The sequence below is a fragment of the Streptomyces sp. NPDC048142 genome (genome assembly GCF_043202835.1).
In the GTDB taxonomy this organism is placed as follows: domain Bacteria; phylum Actinomycetota; class Actinomycetes; order Streptomycetales; family Streptomycetaceae; genus Streptomyces.
Map to the genome: position 1 here is coordinate 1 of NZ_JBIDBC010000036.1, position 23,482 is coordinate 23,482.

Annotated in this window: 19 protein-coding genes; 8 read left to right on the forward strand and 11 right to left on the reverse strand. The window is 70.5% G+C overall.

Annotation, left to right across the window (positions count from 1 at the left end; genetic code table 11):
* Positions 1-146 precede the first annotated feature (146 nt).
* Complete coding sequence (locus ACGF2Y_RS31375) at positions 147-569, reverse strand: NUDIX domain-containing protein (protein WP_392954495.1); 423 nt, start codon at positions 567-569, stop codon at positions 147-149.
* Between the two features lie 747 nt (positions 570-1,316).
* On the opposite strand from ACGF2Y_RS31375, the gene ACGF2Y_RS31380 reads away from it, so the two are divergent.
* Together ACGF2Y_RS31380 and ACGF2Y_RS31385 are read left to right on the forward strand one after the other, a co-directional pair.
* Positions 1,317-2,075: an XRE family transcriptional regulator gene (locus ACGF2Y_RS31380; RefSeq protein ID WP_392954497.1), complete on the forward strand. Its 759-nt coding sequence runs from the start codon at positions 1,317-1,319 to the stop codon at positions 2,073-2,075.
* A 2-nt stretch (positions 2,076-2,077) separates the two neighbouring features.
* Entirely contained in the window at positions 2,078-2,551 is a 474-nt protein-coding gene (locus ACGF2Y_RS31385) for an NUDIX domain-containing protein (RefSeq protein ID WP_376080249.1), read from the forward strand.
* Here the strand turns inward: ACGF2Y_RS31385 and ACGF2Y_RS31390 are convergent.
* Together ACGF2Y_RS31390 and ACGF2Y_RS31395 are read right to left on the reverse strand one after the other, a co-directional pair.
* Entirely contained in the window at positions 2,539-3,111 is a 573-nt protein-coding gene (locus tag ACGF2Y_RS31390; RefSeq protein WP_392954499.1) for an HD domain-containing protein, read from the reverse strand. The genes ACGF2Y_RS31385 and ACGF2Y_RS31390 overlap by 13 nt on opposite strands.
* On the reverse strand, positions 3,108-3,575 hold the full coding sequence (locus tag ACGF2Y_RS31395) for a GntR family transcriptional regulator (protein WP_392954501.1): 468 nt from the start codon (positions 3,573-3,575) through the stop codon (positions 3,108-3,110). Before ACGF2Y_RS31395 ends, ACGF2Y_RS31390 begins: the two co-directional genes overlap by 4 nt.
* 397 nt (positions 3,576-3,972) lie before the next feature.
* Between ACGF2Y_RS31395 and ACGF2Y_RS31400 the strand changes: the two genes are divergently transcribed.
* On the forward strand, positions 3,973-5,019 hold the full coding sequence (locus tag ACGF2Y_RS31400) for a lytic polysaccharide monooxygenase (protein WP_392954503.1): 1,047 nt from the start codon (positions 3,973-3,975) through the stop codon (positions 5,017-5,019).
* 128 nt (positions 5,020-5,147) lie between these two features.
* Here the strand turns inward: ACGF2Y_RS31400 and ACGF2Y_RS31405 are convergent, their stop codons facing one another.
* A complete protein-coding gene (locus ACGF2Y_RS31405; protein WP_392954505.1) occupies positions 5,148-6,041 on the reverse strand; it encodes an esterase/lipase family protein in 894 nt (297 codons plus the stop codon).
* A gap of 282 nt (positions 6,042-6,323) precedes the next feature.
* Between ACGF2Y_RS31405 and ACGF2Y_RS31410 the strand changes: the two genes are divergently transcribed.
* The 3 genes from ACGF2Y_RS31410 to ACGF2Y_RS31420 all read left to right on the forward strand — a co-directional run bounded on the left by ACGF2Y_RS31410 (position 6,324) and on the right by ACGF2Y_RS31420 (position 9,116).
* On the forward strand, positions 6,324-6,683 hold the full coding sequence (locus tag ACGF2Y_RS31410) for a hypothetical protein (RefSeq protein WP_392954507.1): 360 nt from the start codon (positions 6,324-6,326) through the stop codon (positions 6,681-6,683).
* 144 nt (positions 6,684-6,827) lie between these two features.
* Positions 6,828-7,898 (forward strand): ABC transporter permease, encoded by a 1,071-nt coding sequence (locus tag ACGF2Y_RS31415; protein WP_392954509.1) that lies wholly within the window; start codon positions 6,828-6,830, stop codon positions 7,896-7,898.
* A 354-nt stretch (positions 7,899-8,252) separates the two neighbouring features.
* Complete coding sequence (locus ACGF2Y_RS31420; protein ID WP_392954511.1) at positions 8,253-9,116, forward strand: alpha/beta fold hydrolase; 864 nt, start codon at positions 8,253-8,255, stop codon at positions 9,114-9,116.
* An 82-nt stretch (positions 9,117-9,198) separates the two neighbouring features.
* Here ACGF2Y_RS31420 and fxsT read toward each other — a convergent pair whose 3' ends face one another.
* The 4 genes from fxsT to ACGF2Y_RS31440 form a co-directional block, all read right to left on the reverse strand.
* Positions 9,199-13,134 carry an FxSxx-COOH system tetratricopeptide repeat protein gene (fxsT, locus tag ACGF2Y_RS31425; RefSeq protein WP_392954513.1) on the reverse strand — a complete coding sequence of 1,312 codons (3,936 nt, stop codon included), beginning with the start codon at positions 13,132-13,134 and terminating at the stop codon, positions 9,199-9,201.
* Positions 13,131-14,471, reverse strand: coding sequence for an FxsC protein (gene fsxC / locus ACGF2Y_RS31430; RefSeq protein WP_392954515.1), 1,341 nt, complete (start codon positions 14,469-14,471; stop codon positions 13,131-13,133). The genes fxsT and fsxC overlap by 4 nt, the downstream gene beginning before the upstream one ends.
* Positions 14,472-14,545: 74 nt before the next feature.
* Complete coding sequence (gene fxsBH / locus ACGF2Y_RS31435) at positions 14,546-16,900, reverse strand: radical SAM/SPASM protein FxsBH, inactivated beta-hydroxylase extension form (protein ID WP_392954517.1); 2,355 nt, start codon at positions 16,898-16,900, stop codon at positions 14,546-14,548.
* 586 nt (positions 16,901-17,486) lie between these two features.
* Entirely contained in the window at positions 17,487-17,990 is a 504-nt protein-coding gene (locus tag ACGF2Y_RS31440) for a hypothetical protein (protein WP_392954519.1), read from the reverse strand.
* Between the two features lie 504 nt (positions 17,991-18,494).
* Between ACGF2Y_RS31440 and ACGF2Y_RS31445 the strand changes: the two genes are divergently transcribed.
* The gene (locus ACGF2Y_RS31445; RefSeq protein WP_392954521.1) at positions 18,495-19,421 is read left to right on the forward strand and encodes a DUF4231 domain-containing protein; all 927 of its coding nucleotides are present in this window, start codon (positions 18,495-18,497) and stop codon (positions 19,419-19,421) included.
* 55 nt (positions 19,422-19,476) lie between these two features.
* Here the strand turns inward: ACGF2Y_RS31445 and ACGF2Y_RS31450 are convergent, their stop codons facing one another.
* The 3 genes from ACGF2Y_RS31450 to ACGF2Y_RS31460 all read right to left on the reverse strand — a co-directional run bounded on the left by ACGF2Y_RS31450 (position 19,477) and on the right by ACGF2Y_RS31460 (position 22,094).
* Complete coding sequence (locus ACGF2Y_RS31450; RefSeq protein ID WP_392954523.1) at positions 19,477-19,956, reverse strand: hypothetical protein; 480 nt, start codon at positions 19,954-19,956, stop codon at positions 19,477-19,479.
* 188 nt (positions 19,957-20,144) lie between these two features.
* Positions 20,145-21,044, reverse strand: coding sequence for a S1 family peptidase (locus ACGF2Y_RS31455; protein ID WP_392954525.1), 900 nt, complete (start codon positions 21,042-21,044; stop codon positions 20,145-20,147).
* Between the two features lie 228 nt (positions 21,045-21,272).
* The gene (locus ACGF2Y_RS31460; protein WP_392954527.1) at positions 21,273-22,094 is read right to left on the reverse strand and encodes a DUF1684 domain-containing protein; all 822 of its coding nucleotides are present in this window, start codon (positions 22,092-22,094) and stop codon (positions 21,273-21,275) included.
* 294 nt (positions 22,095-22,388) lie between these two features.
* Between ACGF2Y_RS31460 and ACGF2Y_RS31465 the strand changes: the two genes are divergently transcribed.
* A complete protein-coding gene (locus ACGF2Y_RS31465; RefSeq protein WP_392954529.1) occupies positions 22,389-23,480 on the forward strand; it encodes a lipocalin family protein in 1,092 nt (363 codons plus the stop codon).
* Positions 23,481-23,482 lie beyond the last annotated feature (2 nt).

Sequence of the window (23,482 nt, forward strand, 5' to 3'; positions counted from 1 at the left end):
CACACCCGCACCAGCCACTTCGCACGGCTTCGCCCCGCCGACCAAACGATCGACGGGGCGAAGAAGACGCAGGCCCCGAATTAACCAACAGCGTCTTCCCGCACCGGGGCCTCGCGCCGCCTGGGGCGAGTGGTGAGTGAGGTGTTTCAGGAGGCCGAAGCCGCGACCGCGCGGAGGATGTCCGCGTGGTCGAACGCGAGCGGGGGCAGGGCGCTCAGCGGCCACCACTCGGCGCGGGTCGCGTCGTCACCGGCCTCCACGATCGTTCCGGGGAGGACGGCCAGGTGGTAGGCGACCGTGATGTACCGGCCGCGCGGGTCGCGGTCGGGCCGGTCGAACGTGCCGACCTGCTCCAGCTCGCCCGGTGCCGCGTACACGCCGGCTTCCTCGGCCAGCTCACGGGCCGCAGCCTCGCGGCTGGTCTCTCCGGGGTCGACGTGACCGCCGGGCAGGGCCCAAGCGCCCTTGTGCGGGTCCCAGCCACGCTCGATCAGCAGAACGTGTCCGTCGGTGGTCGTGACGACGACATCGGCGGTGAAGCGGATGGTCTCGAAGGTCTCGGTGCTCATGTCTCCCCTTGGGTCACAGATCCGGAAGGTGGTCCGGCTCCCCTCAACCCCGCCCGTACAGCACCGCGTGAAGCGGACTGGACGGGCGGAGGAGGCAACCGGCCCCGCGATAGCCACGGGGATCACGGTCCGTACATGCGGCCCGTACTGCTCGGCCGCCGACACAGAGAGGCGCTGTCACCCGCGCCGGTCCAGCGCGGGCAACGCCCTCGTACTTCGCTTGATCACAGGTGCCTCCGAAGTGATTCAGGAGGTGGGCAGACGCTCGGTTCTCGTGTTCGCTCGGCGCTGCTCGGTCCGGGGAGATCCGAAGTCCCGGACGTCTGAGGCGGCAGCTTCAAGGTGTGCCGTAGCGGTTCTTTCAAGTCGGTGGCGTGTCCCTCATCTGAGGTGTCGGGCCCCGGTGTGACGGGGGCCCTTTCTCGGCCGACTGGTCTCCACTCGCCTCGGCCGGAACGGACACGGCCGCCGTACTGCGGTGGATCACGCTGTGGAGTTGTTCTGCCGGAACGCCCGGACAGGGGCCCTCCTTCGCTTCTGCCTGACGGCTGATGCGATACCTGTATTACAGGTCCTACATTGAGGTTCTGTCAAGCGAAGCGGTGGCGACTTCTTGTTTCGCGCCGAAGCTCCCTGGCGCACCATCAGCATCGCCCCAGGTCGGGGGCGTTGTTCACCCCGTCCGTGGACAGCTGAAGTTCATCTGGCTACCTTCGAGAGGTCCCAAGACGTCCCTCGGGGGTTGAGATGTCCAACGAACGCTTACGGTCGGCCCTGCTCGCTCAGGGCGTGACCATCCAGGAACTGGCCGACTCGATCGAGGTCAACCCGAAGACGATCGAACGCTGGATCACGCAGGGCAAAGTCCCGTACAGACGTCATCAGTACGCCACAGCCGCGAAGCTCAACGTCGATGTGACGACTCTGTGGGACGACTCGCGCGCTGTCGCTACGTCAGCCGATCTGAGCAAGGCTGAGATCGTCACCATCTACCCGCACCGCCACCAGGTGCCGAACGCTTTGTGGCGCGAGATCTACGAGCGAGCCGAGTCTCGGGTTGATGTCCTTGTGTACTCCGGGCTCTGGCTTTCGGAAGATCCCTTGTTTCATGACCTCTTGAAGAGGAAGGCGGAAGAGGCCACGCAGGTGAGGGTCCTGCTGGGGGACCCGGACTGCGAGGCAGTGCGACAGCGCGGCATAGACGAAGGTCACCGCATCATGGACGGCAAGATCCGCAACGCCCTGGTGAACTACCGCCCGCTCTTCGCCAGCCACCCTGACATCGGCTTCCGCCTGCATGACGGGACGCTCTACAACTCGCTCTTCCGGTCCGATGACGAGATGTTGGTGAACACTCACGTCTACGGAATCGGGGCCTACATGGCGCCCGTCCTGCATCTGAGGCGACTGCCAGGCGGTGGGCTCTTCGACACCTATGCGAATAGCATCGAACAGACCTGGGGCAGTGCCCGCCCGGTCTCGGACCACGACATCACGGGAGCCTGAACATGGGACGCATCGACTACCTTCACGATCCCGACGCTCCGCCGGCCAACTCGGTCGTGCCGTCCGTCGTGGCCTTCGTCCAGAACGACTCTGGCGAGGTACTGCTGATCCAGCGGTCGGATAACGGCCGTTGGGCACTGCCCGGCGGCGGGCACGACGTGGGTGAGTCCATCAGCGACACCGTGGTGCGCGAAGTGTGGGAAGAGACTGGTATCAAAGCCGAAGTCATCGACATGTCGGGGATCTACACCGACCCCGGGCACGTGATGCTGTACGACGATGGCGAGGCGCGCCAGCAGTTCAGCATCTGCTTTCGCGCCCGCCCGGTCGGTGGCGACGTCCGTACGAGCGACGAGACGACGCAGGTCCGATGGGTCAGCCCATCGGACCTGCGGGAGTTCGACATCCACCCCACCATGCGGCTCAGGATCGAGCATGCCCTGGACCGGGAGCGGACTGCGCCCTACGTCGGCTGACGCTTGACGGTTGCGAGTCGCTCAAGGACGCGCACCGTGCAGCCGAGGATTTCCGGTTCGGCTCGGCGGATGAACGTCCCGATCAAGCTCTCCGGACCGTAGCGACCAGCGATCTCAGCGATCCGGTCCACCGGATTCGTCGGGGTGCCGTCCGGTGTGGTGTTCATGTCGCAGAAGCAGAGAGCATCGCTCAGGTGGGGATCCTCCCGGGGGAACTCCTCTTCCAGTTCGTCCCGGAGCCCTCGGGCTTCCGCCTCCATCCACGCGCAGGAGTGATGAGCCACGAGGCGCACCACCCTCTCGTCAGCACGAGCGACATCCCGCAGATACCGCGCCCCGTCCAGCGGGTGAAAGCCGGTCTTGGCGAGATCGGGCGCATAGCCGACGTCGTGAAGCACGGCCGCAGCTTCCAGAAGATCGGCGTCCGAACCGAGGATCGGGCCAAGCACACGGGCTCTCTCTGCCACGCCCTGCGAGTGCGCCCATCGACGCGGTAGGGGCTCGGAGAGCAGCGATTCGGCAAGAGGGTATGCCCAGTCGGTCAATGCCTTGGTGCTCACGGGCTGGCACTCCCCTCTCGCTTCGGCAGGGACAGTACGGTGCGAGGTTTGCCCTGCTTGCCTTCCGACAGAAGCCCTGCGGCCTCCAACTTGTGGAGCGCCTTGGCCAGGGTGGGCCGGGAGACGCCGAACCGCGCACACAGCTTGGTCGCGCTCGGGAAGGTCGCCCCCACGGGGAGTGGGTCATTCGTGATCACGTCGGTGAGCCGTTCGGCCAACGGCCGGCGGTCGACGGCTTCTCCGCGTCGCACCACTCGCAAGCGACTGCCAGCAACGCGTTCTGCGACGCCCTGCCCCTGGAGGGCGTCGAAGACCCGGAGAGCTACGCCTCGGGAGACGCCGAACTCGCTCATCAGCTCCGCAGCCGTTGGCAGCTCGGTCATCTTCGGGTCGGCATCGATCCGAGCCCTGACGACTTCAGCGATCTTCAGGAAGGTCCCGCGAGGGCTTGCCTGCTGCGACACGAGTCGCCCCTCTCTCCGTCGTAGTCGGTCCAAGCTTGCCATGCTCCTCCATCTCGTCGGTCCGGCCGATCATGGATGCCCGGACTGCCCGGCGGGCCATGAATCGCGACGTGGTGGGCCATGTGTGGGCCACGGTCGAGCAAGACAGGGAGCCAATCGGGGAGCCACCCGCCTCGACCAAAGGCACATTCACGTGGACGTCCGTGGACGGTGAAGCCCCCCGACATGGGCTCCACTCCTCCTCAGCGGCCTCTCACCTGAGCACCCTCTTAGCCCACCCTTAAAGCGACCATAAGGATCGCCACCACTCCGTCCCAGCAGGCCTTTTCGGCTTTCCGGGCGGCTAGCTTGCTGATCGCCACCCGCATAGCTGTGCCGCTCAGAAGGAGATCCACCCATGACCGCTCGTCGCAAGGCCGCCGGGATCCTCGTGTTCGGTTTCGGACCGCTCGCACTGGCCGGGCTGACGGCCGCTCCGGCCGCCGCGCACGGTTCGCTCACCGATCCGGTGAGCCGGGTGTCCGCGTGCTTCGCGGAGGGTCCGGAGAGCCCGAAGTCGGCGGCGTGCCGGGCGGCGGTCGCGGCGGGCGGGACCCAGGCGCTGTACGACTGGAACGGGGTGAACATCGCCAACGCGGCGGGCAAGCACCGTGAGCTGATCCCGGACGGCAAGCTGTGCAGCGCGGCCAACGACAAGTTCAGGGGCCTGGACCTCCCGCGCGCCGACTGGCCGGCCACCGCGATGTCGGCGGGCGAGCACACCTTCCGATTCCGTGCGACGGCTCCGCACAAGGGCTCGTTCGAGCTGTACATGACCAAGCCCGGTTACGACGCCACGAAGCCGCTGGCCTGGTCGGACCTGGAGGCCAAACCTTTCGCCGAGGCCACCGACCCGGTGCTGGAGAACGGTTCGTACGTCTTCGACGGGACGGTCCCCGAGCGCTCGGGGCGGCAGCTGGTCTACACGGTCTGGCAGCGCTCCGACTCCCCCGAGGCGTTCTACGCCTGCTCCGACGTGACGTTCGGCGGCGGTTCGGCGGGCGGCGGGGCGGAGAAGGAGGAGGGGCAGCAGGGAGCAGGCGGCGCCTCCGGTGCCGAGGCCCCGGCGCCCGCCCCCTCCGCGCCGTCCGAGGACGCGATCGCCGAGGGTTCCGGGAAGTCGTCGGTCGAGCACAACGGCCACGGGGACGACGACGCGGACACCGGGGCGAAGGTCAACACCGCCGCCCCGGCCGGCGAGGACCCGGTCGAGGACGAGGCCGCGGGCAACGCCCCGGAGGCCAACGCGGCGGGCACCGAGGAGGTGCTGGCCGAGACGGGCGGTTCCGGCAGCAGCACATACCTGGCGATCGGGGGCGCCGGGGTCCTCGCCGCCGGTGCGGCCGTGCTGTTCGCCTCGCAGCGCCGCCGGGCCGCCGGATCGGCGGGCCGCCACAGCCGCTGACCGCCGCAGCGCCCCGATTCGTACTCCTGCCGCGTCCCTCCGGGACGTCGGGCGCGGCAGGCCGTGACGGGCCGGGGTCCGCCGTCCGCCATCGGACGCCGGGCCCCGGCCCGTCGTTGCGCGGCGGGTCAGCCGATGACCGAGACGCAGGTGGTCGGGGTGGCGCGGGCCGGATCGAGGGCGTTGGCCACTTCGTGGAAGGCGATGCGGTCGATGGTCCCGATCGCCACATGCTCGGACAGGTCGAGCGGGCACAGGTCCTGGAGGAGGACGTTGCGTACGTTCGGCCCGTCCAGGTACTGCGTGCGGTACGGGGTCACGACCTGGTCGTACTTGGTCGCGATGACGGTGTAGCGGACGCCGGGGACGGTGTCGCCGCCCGCCGTGAGCTTGGTGATGAAGGGTGATCCCGCGATCTGGTCGGCGAGTCCGGGGGTCTTCTCGCTGATGAACTTCTCGACGCCGGGGAAGAACGGCAGCAGCTTGGTGAGGCCGAGCAGCGTGGTGCCGTGGTTGTCCGGGGCGATGCCGACGAGGGCGTTGACCTTGTCGGCGCCGCCGAGGAACTTCAGGTAGTAGTTCGGCATCATGCCGCCCTGGGAGTGGCCGACGAGATCGGCCTTCGGGGCTCCGGTGGCGTCGAGCACCTTGTCGACGAACACGTCGAGCTGTTCGGCGGACTTGTCGATGGGTCCCAGGCCGTGGAAGAACGGCACGCCGGGGAGCTGGCCGTAGTCGAGGGAGAAGACGCAGTAGCCCCGGTTGACCAGGTAGGGGGCGAGGACCAGCCAGTTGTCGATCGAGTTCCCGAAGGTTCCGTGGACCAGGACGACGGGGCGGGGATGGGCGGCGGAAGGCTTGCAGGAGTAGTCGTTCCAGCCACGCGAAGTGGCCGCGGCGGCGGCCGGAGCAGCCGCGTTCGCGGTCGCCGCGGGGGCGACGAGGACGGTGAGGGCGAGGAGTAGGGCGGCGAGCAGGCTGCGCGTGCGGGGAACACGCGCAGCACGGATCCAGGGCAGCATCGTGTGGTCTCCTTGCGGCTCAAGGGAGGTGCGATGGCGGTGCGCCCTGTGGCCCGGACCACAAGCTTTAGGTGCTCATGCCAAATTACGCACGAGTAAGGCGGAGAGGGAAGTTACGCGTCGGTAAAAACTGCCGGACGAGCGCGTGAGCGGCCGGCACCGGGGCGAGAGGCCGAGAACCACGCCCCCGGTCATCAGACTGACCGCCCTGAGTACCCCACGCATCCGCAACCGAGTATCCGGACCCACGCGGCGGGCAGCGGAACCGCGTTGGATCGAGGCATGAACACAACAGCACCGCAGCCCGCATCCCCGGCCGAGGAGGCCCCTGCGTCCGGGGAGACCCCCGCCGCGGACCGCACGCGCTTCTGGTCCGGCCTGTGCGCCGGCCTCTTCGTACCCGCCGCGCTGTTCGCGGGACTGCTGACCCTCAGCAGCGAGCGGGCGGGGCGCTGCATGACCTACGGGGAGCAGTGCGGCGATGCACTGCCCGGCTGGCTGTTCGGCTGGAGCCTCGCCCTGGCCGTCATCGCCTGTGTCGTCACCCTGGCGGCGGCCGCCGTACGCGTGCGCCACGTGGCGTTCACCGCCCAGCTCCTCGCGGAGTTCGTGGCACTGACGGTGATCCTCAGCCACACGTGACCCGCGGAGCGGGCTCTGACGGAGGATGCCCTGACCCGCCGAGCGGGCTCTTACCCTCCGAGGGTGCCCTGACCCGCCGACACGCCTTACGCCGTTCGGCCCGCCCCGCCTGCGTGGAGGCCGTCCCGCCCGGAGGGTGGGGGCATGACTTTCGTCGACGAGGTGAAGAACGCCGTCACCCCACGGGCCGCCCTGCTCGTCATCGGTGTGCTGGGCCTGCAACTGCTGTTCATCGCGTCCTACGTCGGAGCGCTGCACAAGCCGAAGCCCACGGACGTCGCCTTCGGGGTGGTGGCCCCGCAGCAGATGTCCCAGCAGCTCGTCGACCGGCTGAACGAGCTCCCCGGCGGACCGCTGGACGCCCGCACCGTGAGCAGCGCCGCCGAGGCGCGCGAGCAGATCCTCAACCGCGACATCGACGGAGCCCTGGTCGTCTCGCCGGAAGGCCGCACCGACACGCTGCTGGTCGCCTCCGGCGGCGGAACCGCGCTGACCACCGCCCTGGAGCGGATCCTCACCGAGGCCGACGCCTCCCAGCAGCGGACCGTGCGGACCGTGGACGTCGCTCCGGCATCCGGTGATGACTTCAACGGACTCTCGTCCTTCTACCTGGTCGTCGGCTGGTGCGTGGGCGGCTATCTCTGCGCCTCCATCCTGGCGATCAGCGCCGGCGCCAAGTCCGCCAACCGGCAGCGCGCGGCGATCCGGACCGGCGCCATGGCCCTGTACTCGATCGTGGGCGGCATCGGCGGCGCGATCATCATCGGCCCGGTACTCGGCGCCCTGCCGGGCAGCTTCTGGGGTCTGGCCGGCCTGGGCGCCCTGGTCGTCTTCGCGGTCGGCATGACCACGCTCGCGCTGCAGGCTCTCACCGGCATCGTCGGCATCGGTCTGGCCGTCCTCATCATCGTCATCGCGGGCAACCCGAGCGCGGGCGGCGCCTTCCCGCTCCCGATGCTCCCGGACTTCTGGCGGGCGATCGGCCCGGCCCTCCCCCCGGGGGCGGGCACCTGGGTGGCCCGCTCGATCGCCTACTTCCAGGGCAACGCGGTCACCGGTCCCCTGCTGGTGCTCTCCGCCTGGGCCGTCGTCGGCACGGCGCTGACCCTGCTGCTGTCGATGCGGCACCGGACGGAAGCCGGTCCGGCGGACCCCACGGGCACGACCGCCGCCGCCGCCCCGGCACCGGGCACCGGCGGGTCGACCGCGGTCTGACGGCAGGCCGTCCGCCTTCTCCTCACGCGCACACGACACGGACGCTTCGCACGCGGGGCGTTCGCCTGCCCCGGGTCCTGCCCCGCCGGTTCCGTCCGCGAACATCCGGTGCAGCCGTCGGCGGCCCCCGCATGAGGATGAGGGGTGTCCGGTATGCGCCCCTGCTGGTCCGGATGGCGTACCCACCTGTCCGGATACCGACGGAAATCGCCTGCTCAGAACCTCCCCTGCCGCTCGCAGTTCCTGGCACCGAACAGTCCCTGTAACGCCTCTGATGGGTCATCATCGAAACGGCAGCACACGCCGGGCACACCGTGTCCGGGCCGGCCGGGTGACCGAGCGGAGGAGGAACGGGTGCGCAATCGGGTGCTCGCGGCGGACGGGCGGCATCTGATGGTGGAGCGGATGGGGGACCCGCGGGGAAGACCGGTCTTCCTGCTCCACGGCACTCCGGGCAGCAGGCTCGGGCCCGCTCCCCGCGGTATGGTGCTGTACCAGCGCCATACCCAGCTGATCGCCTACGACCGCCCGGGGTACGGCGGCAGCGACCGGCACGAGGGCCGCCGGGTCAGGGACGTCGCCGAGGACGTCCGGGCCATCGCCGACTCCCTGGGCCTCGGGCGCTTCGCCGTCGTGGGCCGCTCCGGCGGCGCCCCGCACGCGCTGGCCTGCGCGGCCCTGATGCCCGAGCGGGTCACCCGTACCGCGGCCCTGGTCGGTCTCGCTCCCCGGGACGCGGCCGGTCTCGACTGGTTCCACGGGATGGCCGCGTCCAATGTGGACGCGTACTCCACGGCGGCCGCCGATCCGGACGGGTTCGCGGAGACCTTCACCATCCGCTCGGACCAGATCCGGCGGGACCCGGTCCGGCTCCTGGACGACCTGCGCCGGGAGCTGACCGACTCCGACCGGGTGGTGGTCAACGACGTGGGGATCCGGTCCATGCTGCTGCGCAACTACAGCGAGGGGCTGCGCACGTCGGCGTACGGCTGGATCGACGACGCCATCGCGTTCTGCAGCCCCTGGGGATTCGATCCGGCCCGGATCAGCGGCCGGGTGATGCTCTGGCACGGGGAGAAGGACGTCTTCACGCCCGTGGGCCACTCCCGCTGGCTGGCCGGGCAGATCCCGGGCGCCACCGCCGTACTGGAACCGGCGGCGGCGCACTTCGACGCGCTGTCCGTACTCCCCCGGGTCCTCGACTGGCTGCTGGACTGAGGGCTGTCCCGGGACCACACCCCTTGGGCCTTACGTCGAACCGTCGCCGGCCGGGAGGGGCGGCCCTCCCGGCCGCAGGCGGTCACACCGACATCGGCTCCAGTTCCCGCCGGAACCGTTCCTGCGTCCGGGCCATACGGGTCAGCGGATGGTCGTCGCCGAGCTGGCGCGACAGCTCGACGACGATCTCCGCCCGCAACTGCGCGGCCTGGTCCTCCCGGCCCATGGCATCGAGCGTGACCGCCATGTTCGAGGTCATGGCCAGGGTCTCCGGGTGGTGCGCCCCGAGCGCCTCGCGCAGCTGCCCGGAGAGCTGCTGCTCGGTCTCCAGCGCGATGTCCAGCTCTCCCCGGTCCGCTGTCGCACCGGCCAGGTTCATCACACAGAACAGGGTGTTGGGGTGCTCCCGGCCGAACGTCTCCTGCATGGAGGCGACGACCAGCTTCAGCACCCGCTCCGCCGTTTCCGGCTCCCCGGCCCCCGTCAGATAGACGCCGAGGTTGTTCTGCGCCGCCAGGGTGTACGGGTGCTTCTCCCCCGGCACCTTCATGTACTGGTCGACGACCTCCTGCGCCGTGTCCCGCGCCTCGGCGCTCTCGCCCGCCGCGAACAGGTCCGCGGCGAGGTTGAGGTCGCAGGCCAGCGAATCGGGGTTGGCGGTGGTGTACTTCGCCCGGTAGCGGGCGCGGGTCGCCACCGTGAGACGGCGGGCGTCCTCCAGCCGGCCCGCCCTGCGCAACGACACCGCGAGGCTCTTCGCGGCGCTCAGCGTGGCGGGGAAGCTGCGGCCCATCGTCTCCTTGAAGCTGTTGTACGTCGTGCTGAGCAGCCCCACCGAGTCCTCGTACCGTCCGACCTCCCGCAGGTCACGGGCGAGGTTCATGGCGGAGGACAGGCTGTAGGGGTGTTCCGGTCCGAGCACCTGGGAGCGGAGGTCGTAGACGTCCTGGTCGATCTCCCGGGCGCGGGCGTACTGGCCGACGCTGCGGAGGTTCAGGGCCAGGTTGTTGGCGGCGGCCAGGGTCCGGGGGTGGGAGTCGTGGAAGATCTGCCCGAACCCCTCGTGGGCCTCGGTCGCCATCTCGATCGCCCGGGAGTAGTCCCCCAGCAGACCGAGGTCGATCGCCAGGCTGCTGGTGGTCATATAGGTGTGCGGGTGTTCGGGTCCCAGCACCGCCCGCTGCCGTTCCAGGGTGAACTCGTCGAGATTCTTCGCCTCCACGTAACGCCCGCGGGTGCGCAGGATGTTGGAGAGGTGGAAGCAGAGGTAGAGGTACTGCAGGTCGTGCTCCCCGAGCTTCTCCTGCCAGATCTCCCGCAGCTCGTCGCCCAGCGCCCCCGCGGTCCTGACGTCGCCGCGCTTCCAGAGGTAGCGGACCCGGTCGATCAGGAGCCTGCGGGTCTCCGGCTCCTTGCAGTTGCGGGCGTCGGAGGGGCCCAGGTGCGGCCAGATCGTCGTGAAGCGCGGCCAGGTGTCCGGGTTGTCGATCGGCTCGTCGTCGTCGGGCCGGGCGCCGGCGAGGATGCGGTGGACGACGTGCCGGGCCTCACGCTGCTCCTCCTCGCTGAGCTGCGCCTTGATCACGGCCTGGACGAGGCGGTGCACCTGGATGGAGTTGGAGACCTGGTCGACCTTGGCGAGGGCGAACCGGCCGATCTCCCGGATGACCCGGCCCAGCACCAGCTTCTCCTGGAGCGAGGAGTCGTACGGCTTCAGCGCGTCGATCATCTCCTTGCTGTAGAGGAGGTTCGCGGAGATCGGTTCCGGGGCGAAGAAGGCGCAGAGCTGGAGCAGCCGTACGGCGGCGGGCGAGCGCTCCTTGAGCCGGGCGATGGAGATGTTCCAGGTCGCGGCGACCGGTTCCGGGTAGCCGGCCGGCTGGTTGAGCGCGAGGACCCGGGGCGCCTGCTGGGCGAGCTGTTCGAGATAGGCGTCGATGGGGGTGGCGGTCTCCGCGATCCAGGCGGCGGCCTGCTCCACGGCGAGCGGCAGGTCGCCCACGGCGGTCGCCACCTGGGCGGCGTCCTCGTCACTGAGGCCGGGGGCCCGGCGCTGTAGGTGCTCGATCGACTCCTCACGGAGGAAGACGTCCACGGGCAGCGCGTCCCCGTGCTGGGACCAGCTCTGGTTGCGGGAGGTCACCAGGATGTGGCCGGAGCCGCCCTGCGGGAAGTAGCGGCGCAGCTGCTCGGGGTCGTCCGCGTTGTCGAAGACCAGCAGCCAGCGGTCCGAGGGCACACCGCGCCGCAGCAGGTCGACGGCCTCCTGGGAGGCGGCCGCCATGTCGTCGCCGCCCTGGGCGCCGAGCCGGACGGCGAGTTCGGCGAGCGAGGCGACCACGTCGTCGGGCTGCTCGGACGATATCCACCACACCAGGTCGTAGTCGGCCATGAAGCGGTGCACGTACTCCAGGGCCACCTGGGTCTTGCCGACGCCGCCGAGTCCGTACAGGGTCTGCGGCTGTGGCAGGACGACGGCCAGGCCGCCGCCGAGCTGGTCGCGCATCCGTTCCAGGACGAGTGAGCGGCCGGTGAAGCCGGGGTTGCGGGGCGGCGCGTTCCAGATCCTCGGCACGGTGCCGGGAAAGCGGGGTCCGGGCGACACCCCGTCGGCCACCTGCACTGGGCGGTCCAGGGCCCGCATCACCGCGGTGGTGGCGTGCACCTCGTCCAGCCGGAAGAGGTCGACCGGGTTGCGGTCGATGTACGGAGAGGACAGGCGTACGTCCCCGACCCGCAGGGGGACCAGCCGGCGGCGGCCGCTGCCGACGGCCTCGGCGGCGGTGCGTTCCCACAGCCGTACCGCGCGCTGGGACTTCAGGTAGGCGCTGGAGAGCAGCACCACGGTGCGGGCGGTGTTCTCCGCGGTGGCGTCGGCCTCCTCCTCCGGGGGGCGTTCGGCGGAGACGTCGCGCGGAACCACCCGGAAGCCGGCCCGGGTGAGAATCGATTCGAGCCAGTCGGCCCACATCCGGTTCTCCGCCACATAGCTGAGGTAGAGGTCGGCGGGCAGAGCGGGCCTGCGCCGGGTGAAGGCGTCACGGATCCGCAGGCGGACCTCCTCGCCGATCGGGGGCATCGAGGTGATCTCCCGGTCGGTGATGACCGCGGTGAGCCGTTCGAAGGCGGAGAGCAGCGAGTTGGTGAGCCCGGCCTCGTCGCCGAAGGTGGAGAGCGTCTCCTCGTAGGCGTAGTAGGGGCGGTAGGGGATCTCCACCGCGCCCCAGTAGGCGGTGAGTTCGTCGCCGGACAGGTCGCGGGGCAGCCGGTCGAACTTGAGCCGGGCCAGCGCCCGTCCGGCGTCCGCCTTCTCCTTCTCGCCCTCGTCGATGCGCATCGGGACGGGGTAGAGGGCGATGGGGCGGCCGGTATTGCGCTCGGCGATCTGGCGGGCGACGGAGGCGGCGCCGTCGATGGACTGGTCGCTGAGGGTGAAGCAGTCGACGAGGATGTCCGGGAGGTGGACGGTGCAGATGTCGGCGATGTCGCTGAGGCCGGTACGGCTGTCGATGAGGACGTAGTCGTAGTTGGCCTTCATGTCCTCGCGCAGCGCGTCGAAGAAGTGGCCGCCGCCGAACCGGTCGTAGAAGTTGTCCCAGTCGAAGGTGGAGACGGTCGCGGAGTATTCGCGGTTCTGCCGTCCGGCGGAGACGAAGTCGAGCGTGCCGCCCTGCGGGAACTCCCAGCCGAGCGACTCCGGGGTCAGCGACACGGCGTGCGGCTGGATACGGGCGTAGTCGCGGTGCCAGTCCTCGGCGCGCTGGGCGGGGCTGGTCGCGGCCCAGGCGTACTCGGTGATCAGGTCGATCACGCCGGTGGTGGCGCCGAGCGTGGCCGGGTCGAGGAAGGGGTGGAAGAACCGGTGCAGCCCGGGGGCCTCCAGGTCCCAGTCGACGGCCAGCACCCGCTTGCCGTTGGCCGCGAGGATCCAGGCGGTGTTGGCGAGCGCCATGGTGCGCCCGGTGCCTCCCTTGTACGAGTAGAAGGTGACGATGCGCCCGTCACGACCGGCACTCATAGGTCCTCCGCTTCCGTCGCAGGGTCGTGCGGGTCGGGGATGTAGCTCGTCCTGCCCATGGGGCCGGCGAGCCGGGGCCGCTCGCCGGATCCGCCGCCGGGTCCGGGAGGGTAGGCCTTGGCGTACTTGAGGTACTGCTGGGCGGCCACCTCGACGACCTGGGGCAGGAGTTGCCCGAACGCCTCCATGGTGGGCACTCCTTTCGCCGCGGCACGGCACAGGGCCCGGCCCTGACCCATCTTGATCGGCATGGTCGCTTCGAGCCTCTCGACGAGCTCGCTCTCCGCCGCTCTGCTCTGGTGGTCGTCACGGCTCCACGGCACGACCATGGTCACCCAGGGCCGGTTCTCGGCGTCGAAGGCGGCGAGTCTGCGGCGGTGGTCCTCGTCCCGCAGGGCCCAGCGGTCGACGAGCAGGATCTCGGGGGTGCTGGGCGGGGCCTTGCCGTCGTGCCGGTCCTCGTCGAAGGAGGTGATGACGGCCTGGTAGTTGAGCGAGCGGACCAGTTCCTCGGCCACGTAGGCCAAGGGGCGGGCGGCGGCCGGGTAGTAGGGGTTCCAGTCCTGGGGGTGGTCGCCGTAGTGGTCGCTGCTGCGCCCCTGGGGCAGATCGTGGCGGGTGGGCGCGGCGATGGTGATCTGCATCGGCCGGGGGGCGCCGACTCCGCTGCTGGGCGAGCCGAAAGCGCTGGGCGCGAGGCGGTAGTCGACGGGCCGGCCGGTGTCGATGCGGACCGAGTCGGCGACGCTGACGATGCGTTTGGCCAGTTCGTATACGGCCCGTTCGTATTCCTCGGCGAAGAGCCGGAGCTTGATCAGTCCGTAGAGGCCGTCGCTGACGTACCGTTCCCCGAAGTCACGGTGGTTGAACTGCAGTCGCTCGGCGGAGCCGGGCAGCTGGCTCGGCGGCACCGGCACCCAGAGCGCCGGGACGATGGCCTCGGCCGGCTGGTTGGAGCGGGCGCGGTGGTGGATGGCCCGCTGTTCGAAGGCGTACCACTCCTTGCCGCACATCTCGCTGGCGAAGTAGCGCGGTGAGAACAGCGGGACGAAGACCCGGCAGGTGGCGAGGACGTCGCCGAGCCGTTCCGACCAGCCCTCGCCGGAACGTATCTCCCGGTCCATGAATCCCGCGGGCGCGCCCGCGGGTAAGTCGGTCATGGCCATCACATGGCCGCAGAGATCCTGGAAAAGCCGCTCGACCCACATATCGGGGTCCGCCCCGCCGCCGTACCCCGGCGTGTGGGCGTAGCTCAGAAAGAAATACGGCCGATGGCCCACCGCTCGCTGTTGCGTCGATGCGTGCACACGACCCCCGTCCTGTGTGAGCACTCGCATCCCAGAAGGAGGAAGGGAGTGCAAGCGAACTCATCATTCCGGAGCGGACCGCTTTCCACCCCCCTGCCGTTCGGTCATTCGAACGTCACTTTCCGGTCAGACGCCAGAACGTTCGATGCGTGACCGGACGGCGGGAAGTCCCGGCCGCGTCTTTCCCCGGCCGCACTCCGTGTTCCGCTGATCTCCTTGCGGACAGCGGCGATCAGCTGTTTTCCGTCGACCGTCACCTCCGCCGCGTTTTCGATCATGTCGAGTGCTTCCGGAACACCCGCGAGGAAGCGCGGATCGTAAAGCCCGAGCCCCGCCCGTTCGCATGTCTCCGCCAGCAACCGGGAGAACGTCACGTCTTCGCTCCCCCAGGGCGTCCGATGTTCCCAGGTACCGTCCAAGGCGTAAAGATCCGTCACTTCACCGAGCGCCCGCAGTTTCGCCCGGCGGAATCCGCTCAGCAGGCCGAGTGCCGGCTCCTTCCCGTCTGCCGTCTCCCCGATGCCGAGTGCGCCGGGTCCGTGCCGGCCCGGCTCGGCCGCACCTCCGGCCAGCGGGGTCACCGTGGTGAGCGTCCGGGCCGCCTCGGCCGTCTGGTCCGGAACGGCGTCGGCCAGCAGCGACCAGGCCTCGGCGATCCGGTGCGCCCAGGCATCGGCCCGCTCCGCCGTGAGACGGCCGGTGGCGGGGGTGGCGAAGCAGTCGCGGAAGGGATCGAGGTCGTCCAGCAGGAGGGCGGGAGCCGGTGCCTGCCGCAGGACGCGCAGGGGCCGCCAGTGCGGACCCTCGGGTTCCTCCCGCGCGATGCGCAGCTCCGCGGGCAGCGCGCCGGGCGGGCCCTCCTGCCTGCGGACGAGGAATCCGTCGCCCGTGGCACGCAGCACGGCGGCCCCCCGCTCCCCCGGGTCGCCGATGACCACGGTGCCGAGGGTGGGCAGATACAGGCTTCCGTCCCGGTACGCCACCGGCACGGGCAGGTCGAGTCCGGCCCGGACGGCGGCGGCGGCCACGGTCGCGGCGAGCCGTTCGGTGGCGGGCCCCGTCATGCCGCGGCCGGCCTGGACGTCCTCCAGGGCGCCGATCAGCCAGGTGCGGGTGTAGGGGTGCGCGAGCACCGCGTCGAGCGCCTCGGCGCCCGGGGCGTCCGCCTCCACCGCCGCCGCGAGCCGCCAGGCGTCGTCCCAGAGCTTTCCGCCCCGCCCGTCGAGGGTGTCGTGGAGCACCGCGAGCAGGGTGCGTGTCAGGTCCTGGTGGGCGGCGAGCAGCTCATCGGGCGCCCGGACGGCGGGCGACTCGGTGGCGGCGGCCGTCCGCTCCTCGATGCCCCGGATCAGGGCGGCCAGGTCGGCGCAGTAGACCGACGGGTTGTCGAAGCCACTGCCGGAGCCACCGCCGGGGCCGGGCTCGGAGCGGTACCGGTGTGTGTAGAGCCCGCCGCCGCACGATCGTACGACCGGACAGCGGCGACAGGTCTCGCTGACTCCGGCCAGACCGAGCTGGCGCGCCCGGACGCCGGGGTGGGCCGCGACCTCGTCGAAGGTGTTGCTGAAGACGTCGAAGCCGGTGGCGGCGGCGCCCTCGTAGGCGCTCTTGAGCGAGTCGACCTGTTCCAGCTTCCCGTCGGTCTCGATGACGACGAGGTCGGTGGGGGCCAGACCGAGGGACTCGGTGAGGCTGGGGCCGCCGTTCAGGCTGGAGAGCACCGAGGCGAACATCCGGACGGGCATCGGACGGCCCTGGTCCGTCCAGCGGTCGAAGACCGTCAGGAGCCAGTCGGCGTACGCGGTGGGCGATCCGTCCGGCCGAGGGGGCGGGTCGTCCCAGGTGGCGTGCGGCAGCAGGAAGTCGACCAGCGGGGGTTCGAGTCCGGCGAGGGCGTCGTGCACGGCCACCGGATCGTTGTTGATGTCGACCGTGCACAGCAGGCCGAGGTCCAGATGGCGGTAGCGCTCCTCACGGAGCAGTCCGACCGCTCGCATCACCATCGGGTGGCTGCTGCGCCCGTTGGCGAACCGGCGGTGGCGGTCGTTGGCCGCGCGGTCGCCGTCGAGCGAGATCCCGACCCGGACGTGGAACTCGTCGAAGAGGTCGAGGTAACGGGGGCTGAGCTGGACGCCGTTGGTGTGGATCCTGAGGTCCAGCTCAGCGATGCCGTTCAGAGCCGATCCGAGCTCCTCGCAGACCCGTCGCAATCGCGCGGGCCCTGCCAGGAGCGGTTCCCCGCCGTGCAGGATCACTGTGACGGAGGGAAGCGCATGAGTCGTCGCATGCTCGGCCAGGCGCCGGGCAGTCCAGGAAATTGCTTCGTCAGAGATGGTCTTGGGGCGGGTCAGCCAGCTCTGATCTGCATGTTCGTAGACGTAACAATGGTCGCAGGCGAGATCGCACCTGCTGTGCACCTTGAGAACGAATTCACGGAAGGGGACCAGGGGTCCTGTCATTCCGCCATTCTAGCCACTCCTGACGCCGGCTCAGAGAGCCGAACTGAAAGTGGAGATCCGGGTGGAACGGGCCGTTGTCGCACCGATTGCACGGCTGAGCTTCCTGACGGCCTCGGCGCTGTGGACGTCGGTCGCCGCGAGGGTTGCGCGGGTCTTCGCAGGGGCGAAGGCGGGAGTGGTTCCGTAGGTCTTCACGGCCGTCCTAGGGTGATCCTGAAGGGGTCTGTTTCCGGACATTGGAACGCTGCCGGATTCCGCGTCATCACACGGCCCGGCACGCGCACTTTACTACCGCTGAGGCCCTTCCACATGCCGGCGGACCAGCCTTCACGCCGGGTTTCGAGAGTCGAAACACGCCTTCCGTTCGACCGCTCGGGTGAGCGCCCGTTCAACCGCTCGGGTGGGCGGGGAATGAGCGGTGCGGCCCGCGGGTCCGGGAGCCGGCTCCGCCGCCGCCGGCCCTTGCAGGTGGGGGCCTTTCCGGCGTCGGCGAAACCGCCCGCGCAGATGCCGGGCACGGCCGCCGCGATGCGCCCGGCAGGGTCCCGGCCGCCGCTTTCCGGGGCGTCCCGGCGGGGACGGCGGTTCACTCGTTCACCGGTTCTCCGCCGGGGGCGTTGTGTTCCGCCCGGGAGCCGCGCATGCAGTCCAGGACGCGTTCGTGGCTGTCGCCCACGACGTCCGTGACCCGTACCCGGATGTGCAGCGCCTCGACCCGCTCGACGCATCGCTGCGAGAACACCCCCACCGGCACGGTGTCGTAGTTCCCGGTGCCGACCAGCGGAAAGCCCGTCCCGAAGGCGATGAGCCGGTAGTCCCGCCCCACCGAGAGACCGGCCGCCGTCAGGGTGGCCACGACGTCCGATGCGGCGGACCAAGGCGCCGTCGCCGCGTCGGACCCGCCGCGCAGCACCACGCGGCACTCCCAGCTCTCGATCACGGCGATGTGCTGACCGCCGTTCAGTATCCCCACGCGCCAGGCGGGTTCGCCCTCGGCGAGCAGCCCCTTGCGCCAGGAGCCGCGCCAGCCGAGGTAGGGACGGACCGTACGGGCGTACTGCGCCCGCGCCAGCACGGCGCCGGCCGCCACGGCCAGCAGGCCTGCCGAGCGCCTCCATGTCCAGCAGTCGCAGGCGCCAGGGCCAGTCGTCCCGGGCGCCGGGCGAGACGTTGGCCCGGACGGCCTCCCACAACAGGATCAGGATCAGGACCGCGAGCAGCGCCAGTGGAGCGGTGAAGAGCAGCGGGCTGCGGCGCACCCTGCGCCGGCTGTCCCGGAGCGGCATGTCGTCGTCCACACCGGCACTCCTGTCCCCGTCCCCCTCGATGGCCCCTCCCCCGCCCGGAGGTGATCGCACCCACCGGAGGAGTGGCAGCAACTCACCAGCTGAATAGCTTAGTTGGGAAAGACTGCCACAGTGCCGCCGCGCGAGGAAGGGCGCCTGCGCGGAAGTGGCCGAACCCCGCCGTAACGGCCGCCCGGGAAGCCGGGAGGCTCTTGCCGCGCCCGGCCCTCCCCCCTACTCTCGTGGCCCCGGGCGGGGCAGGCGCAACGGCCGGCCGGGTCATACGACAACTGCAGACGGAGGCGACCATGACGGCGTTGCCCGAGCCGCTGAAATCCATGGTCTTCAGGAACGACGACCTGCCGGCCCTGTTCCATCACACGGACGCGGTCGCCGTGTCCCGCCAGCGCGAGGCCGTGAACACCACCCGGATACAGCTGGCGCTGCTCGTGGCCGGCACGGTGCCCGCGGCGCTGCCCTGGGGCGCCGACGACGGTCCGGCGGCCCGTGCCCTGTACGGCGCCGCGGTGCTGGCCTACCTGGGTGCGCTCTTCGCGACCTTCCTCGCCTCCCACCGCAAGGCGAAGTCGCACTGGCAACTGAACCGCTCGGCCGCCGAGTTCATCAAGTCCAACTGCTGGCGTTACGCGGTCCACGGCGCGCCGTTCGACAGCGCCTCCGGGCATCCGGAGGCGCTGTTCGCCAATCGCCTGGAGGACGGACTCCAGGAACTGCGGAAAGTGGGCTGGACCGATCCGCGCGAGGAACTCGCCGATTCCGGCGGCCTCATCACGGAGTCCATGCGCGCGTTACGGAACAAGGCCTACACGGTTCGCAAGGAAACGTACGTACGGGACCGGCTCATCGAACAGCGGCGCTGGTACCGCAGACGTCAGCACGCCTCCCGGCGTGGGGCGCTCCTGTGGTCGGGCGCCATTGTCGCACTGACGCTCCCGGCGCTGGCGCTGAGCGTGTTCCAGACCTTCGGGGTGGGCCGGTCGTTCGGCCTGACGGGGGCGCTGTCCGCGGCGGCGGCGGCCTGTCTCGCCTGGAACGAGATGCGCCGGCACCATCCGCTGATATCGGCGCACTCGCTGGTGGAGAAGGACCTGGAGTCGATGCAGGCCGCCATGGAGACCGCCCTCACCGAGCGGCACTGGCCGGCGGCGGTGTTCGAGACCGAGCGGATCGTGTCGCCCGAGCACACCGACTGGCTGGTCAGACACCGCGTGTGAGGCGGGTGCCGGAAGTCCCGCTCCCGTACGGGCCGCACCGGCGGGCGGCCTCCGGTCAGCCGCGCAGGACCCCGTCGCGCCAGATCACGGTGACCGGGCGGCCCAGGGTGCGGGCGTACGTCACGATGTCGCCCGTGCCGCCGAGGCCCCGGGCCGGGAGGCCGTCCCAGACCGCGAGCAGCCGGTCGCAGTGGTCGGCGATGTAGGCGCCCGCCGCGTAGTACGCCTCGTCGGTGGAGTGCGGGAAGTCGAGCCGGACCTCCTGCGCCGCGCGGGCCTTGAGCATCCGGTAGCGGGCGAGGTCGACGGCGTTCTCGAAACAGGCCTCGTAGTCGCCGCTGGGGATCACGGCGGTCAGTTCGGCGCCGCAGGTGAGGGCCAGGTCGGCGAAGAGCTGGTCGGCGCCGACCGCCAGGCTGGAGAGCGCCTGCGTCGCGCCGTCGAGGCCGCACAGCGCGGCCCGCAGGCCCGCGAGTACGTGGGCCTCGGCCTCGGCGGGGATGGAGCGGTGACCGGTCACTCCGATGCGATTCACGGACCTGCTACCCCCTGATGCCAGCGGAGCGCACCCCGGGGGCGGGCCCGCCCCCGTCGCCCCGTCACGACGATCCGTCGTGGCGACATCCTCTCAAGAGCCCCCCGGCGAGCGGGAGCCCCCGTCCGGAATTCCGGACGGGGGCACGTATGTACGGACAGCTCCGTACCCGGCCGGGGTGGGGCCGGTCAGTACACGCTGACGCCGTAGGCGCTCAGCGCCTCGGTGACCGGCTGGTAGAAGGTCGTTCCGCCGAAGGTGCAGTTGCCGCTGCCGCCGGAGGTGAGACCGATCGCCCGGGTGCCGGAGTAGAGCGGGCCGCCGGAGTCGCCGGGCTCGGCGCACACGTTGGTGCGGATCATGCCGCGGACGATGTCGCCGCCCCCGTAGTTGACGGTGGCGTTGAGTCCGGTGACCGAACCGCTGTGGGTGCCGGTGGTGGAGCCGCGGCGGGTGACGGACATGCCGACGCCGGCGTTGGCGGCGCTGGTGATGTCCTGGCCGCCGACCGTGCCGCTCTTGGGAATGCTGGTGTTGGTGTAGCGCACGATGCCGTAGTCGTTGTTCGGGAAGCTCGATCCGGCGGTCGTCCCGAGCACGGTGGTGCGGGCCGAGTTCGCCCACCAGGTACCCGCGCCGTCGGTGCAGTGACCGGCGGTCAGGAAGTAGTACGTGCTGCCACTGCGGACGTTGAAGCCGAGGGAGCAGCGTCCGGTGTTGGAGTAGATCGCGTCGCCGCCGGAGATCAGCTTGGTGAACTTGCCGGGGGTGCGCTCGATGCGCAGGGCGTCGGCGTTGGCGCCCGCCGACTTCTTGAGCCGCTTGATCTCCGCCTGCGAGACCCTGCTGTCCACGGTGACGACGAGGCGCTTGGACTGCGGGTCGATGTTCCAGGCGGTGCCCGCGATGTCGGCGCCGAGCACGGCGTCGCTCGCCGCGGTCAGCTGGTTGACGCCGAAGGTACGGGGGGTTTCGGCGTTCGCGGTGGGGATGGCCATCGCCGCGACGGCGGCGAGCCCCGCGAGTACGGCCGTGGTACGGACGCGTGTCGCCGTGGCGGAGCGGCTGTTGGTGCGCTTGATCCTCACTTCGGGTTCCTCCGAGGGGAATCGGGGGCCCTCCTGTGGGGTGGCGGGCCCGTGAGGCGCAGTCGGGGGCTTGTCCGGATTCCGGAGTTGCCGTGCCCCTGACAATCGCTGACCGGAGTATCGAGGGGGCCGGAGGGAACGCGCAAGAATGCCTTTCAGCCACGCGGATCACTTACGTACCCGGCCCCGGGAGCCGTGCGGCCCGGGGCCGGAAAAGCCTTTCGCGGGTCAGGCTTCGATCCGGTTCCGCTCCCCCGCCGGGATCGCCGCGGTGAGCGTGTTGCCCGGGGGCGGGAAGGGACAGATGAAGTGATCGGCGAAGGCGCACGGCGGCAGCAGCGCACGGTTGAAGTCGACGTTCACACGGCCGTCGGCGGCGGGCGCGCCAGGCCGCAGGAAACGGAAGCGGTAGCTGCTGTTCCCGCTGGTCGCGTCGGCGAAGACGGCCCACAGCGACCCGTCGGGTTCGACCGCGACCTGAAGCGTGTGCTCGTCACCGTCCACCGTGAAAGCGATCTCGCCGCCGAGCCCGAGACCGCGCTCGACCCCGTCCGCGTTGGCCACCCGCACGGTCCGGTCGCCACCGTGGCGACGGAAGGTCCCCGACAGCGCCCACCGGGGGTCGTACGGGGTGGCCTCGATGGTCGAGAAGGCACGCCGGGCCGCCGATCCGGGGTCGAAATCCCGTACCGCCCAGAGCCCTTCGCGGCGGAGCACCATCAGCCGCCGCTCCCCCTGCGCCACTCGGGAGTCACCGACGGGCCCGCGGTCCGCGCCGAGCCGGATCCCGCCGGTCAGCGGCTTGCCGTCGACAACGATGCCGTCCTCGGCGGCGGCTGTGAGGACCACCTCGTCGCCGTCCTCGCGCCACTGACCCGGGACGGCCGGAATTCGCCCTTCCGGGTAGTCGGAGAGCCAGTGGGTTCCGGTCAGGGAGAGCGGTCCGTACGGAGCGGCGACGGCGACGACGCGCCCCTCGTGCCACCGCTGCCATTCCCGCGCGGCGTCCGGTCCGCCGCCCTGCTCCTGCTGCTGCGCTTCCGTGCTCATGCGGTCAACCCTTCCATACCGGCTCCCGGAGACCGAGGCACGACCGCGGCTCTGTAGACATCCGTTGGCTGCTGTCGTGGCGTTGGCAGCGGGGTGTCCCCCGGAGGGCTGCGACAGTTGCGGACTTGCGGGCGTACAAGCAGGGGCGCGTCGACTCACCGTTGAATCCGCAGCGGATCGGCGGAACGAAGTGGAACCGGCGCCCAACTCCTTGTTTCGCGGTTCATCGCCGCGAGTGGATCAGCAGGACGCCGAGCCGCCTGAAGCGTTGCGCCCTCCGGGAGCGCGTCGAAGATGGCCGGCCATACGCAGCGTTCCTGCCTCACACCGAGCCTGCTCGCGTCGATCCGTGCCACCGTCTCGGGGGACGAAGCGATGGATGCCCGGGTGCGTACCGCCCCGGCCGATGTCCTGGCAGAGGGCCCCCCGCTGCCCGACGAACTTCTGAGGGGGCAGGTGCGCGACCTGCCCGAAAAGCTCGACCTCGTCCTGGGCGACCATGCCGCCTTGCGCGAAGAAGACGACGGAAGCTACACACTCGGCTTGCGCGGTGAGGTGACGCTCGAGGTGAACCTGCTCCCGCAGAAGGAGGTCGTCCCGCAGTTCGACGCCGACGGCCACCCCCCGGGGCGCCTGCCCGACGGCACCGACGCGGTCACGTCCCACTTCGTCCCCCGCCTCGCCACCCGGGGCCGGCTGCGTCTTCCTGACGGGACCTGGCAGCCGGCGCACGGCATGACCTGGTTCGAGCAGGACTGGGGCGGCAGCCCCTACCTCGCCCGCCGCGAGCGGGGGATCCGTGACCACAGCTGGTCGTGGGGCTGCGTGCAGCTCGACAACGGGTGGGACATCTCCAGCATCCGCGCAGAGCACACCGATCCTGCCACCGAGAACGCCGTCTCCGCCTTCGCCGGGGCCACGGCCGTCGCCCCGGACGGCACCGTCAGCTACCACACCGACATCACCTGGGAAACCGTCAGCCACTGGACGTCCCTGGCCACCCTGGAGACCTACCCGACCGCCCTGCGGGTCAGCGTCCCCAGTCTCGCCCTGGAAGCCGAGATCGCCGGCACCGACGGCCACGAGATCCGCACCATCCTGAAGAACGGGTCCCTGTGCGAGTGCCCGGCCACGGTCAGCGGGACCATGGGCGGAGCAGCGATCTCCGGCGCCGCCCACCTGGAGTCCATGCCATCGAGCACCGTCGGCGACGTCGAACGCCACATGCGCCGCATCTCCCACATCTCCATCACCGAGGCCGCCGCCGTCTACCCGGCCGCCGCACCGCACGCCGGCGCCATGCCCGTGCGGGCAGCGGCACCGGTTCGTCCCGGAGACCCCGTTCAACCGGGAAGGAATCTGGCAGCGGGCGCACATGAGCGATGACG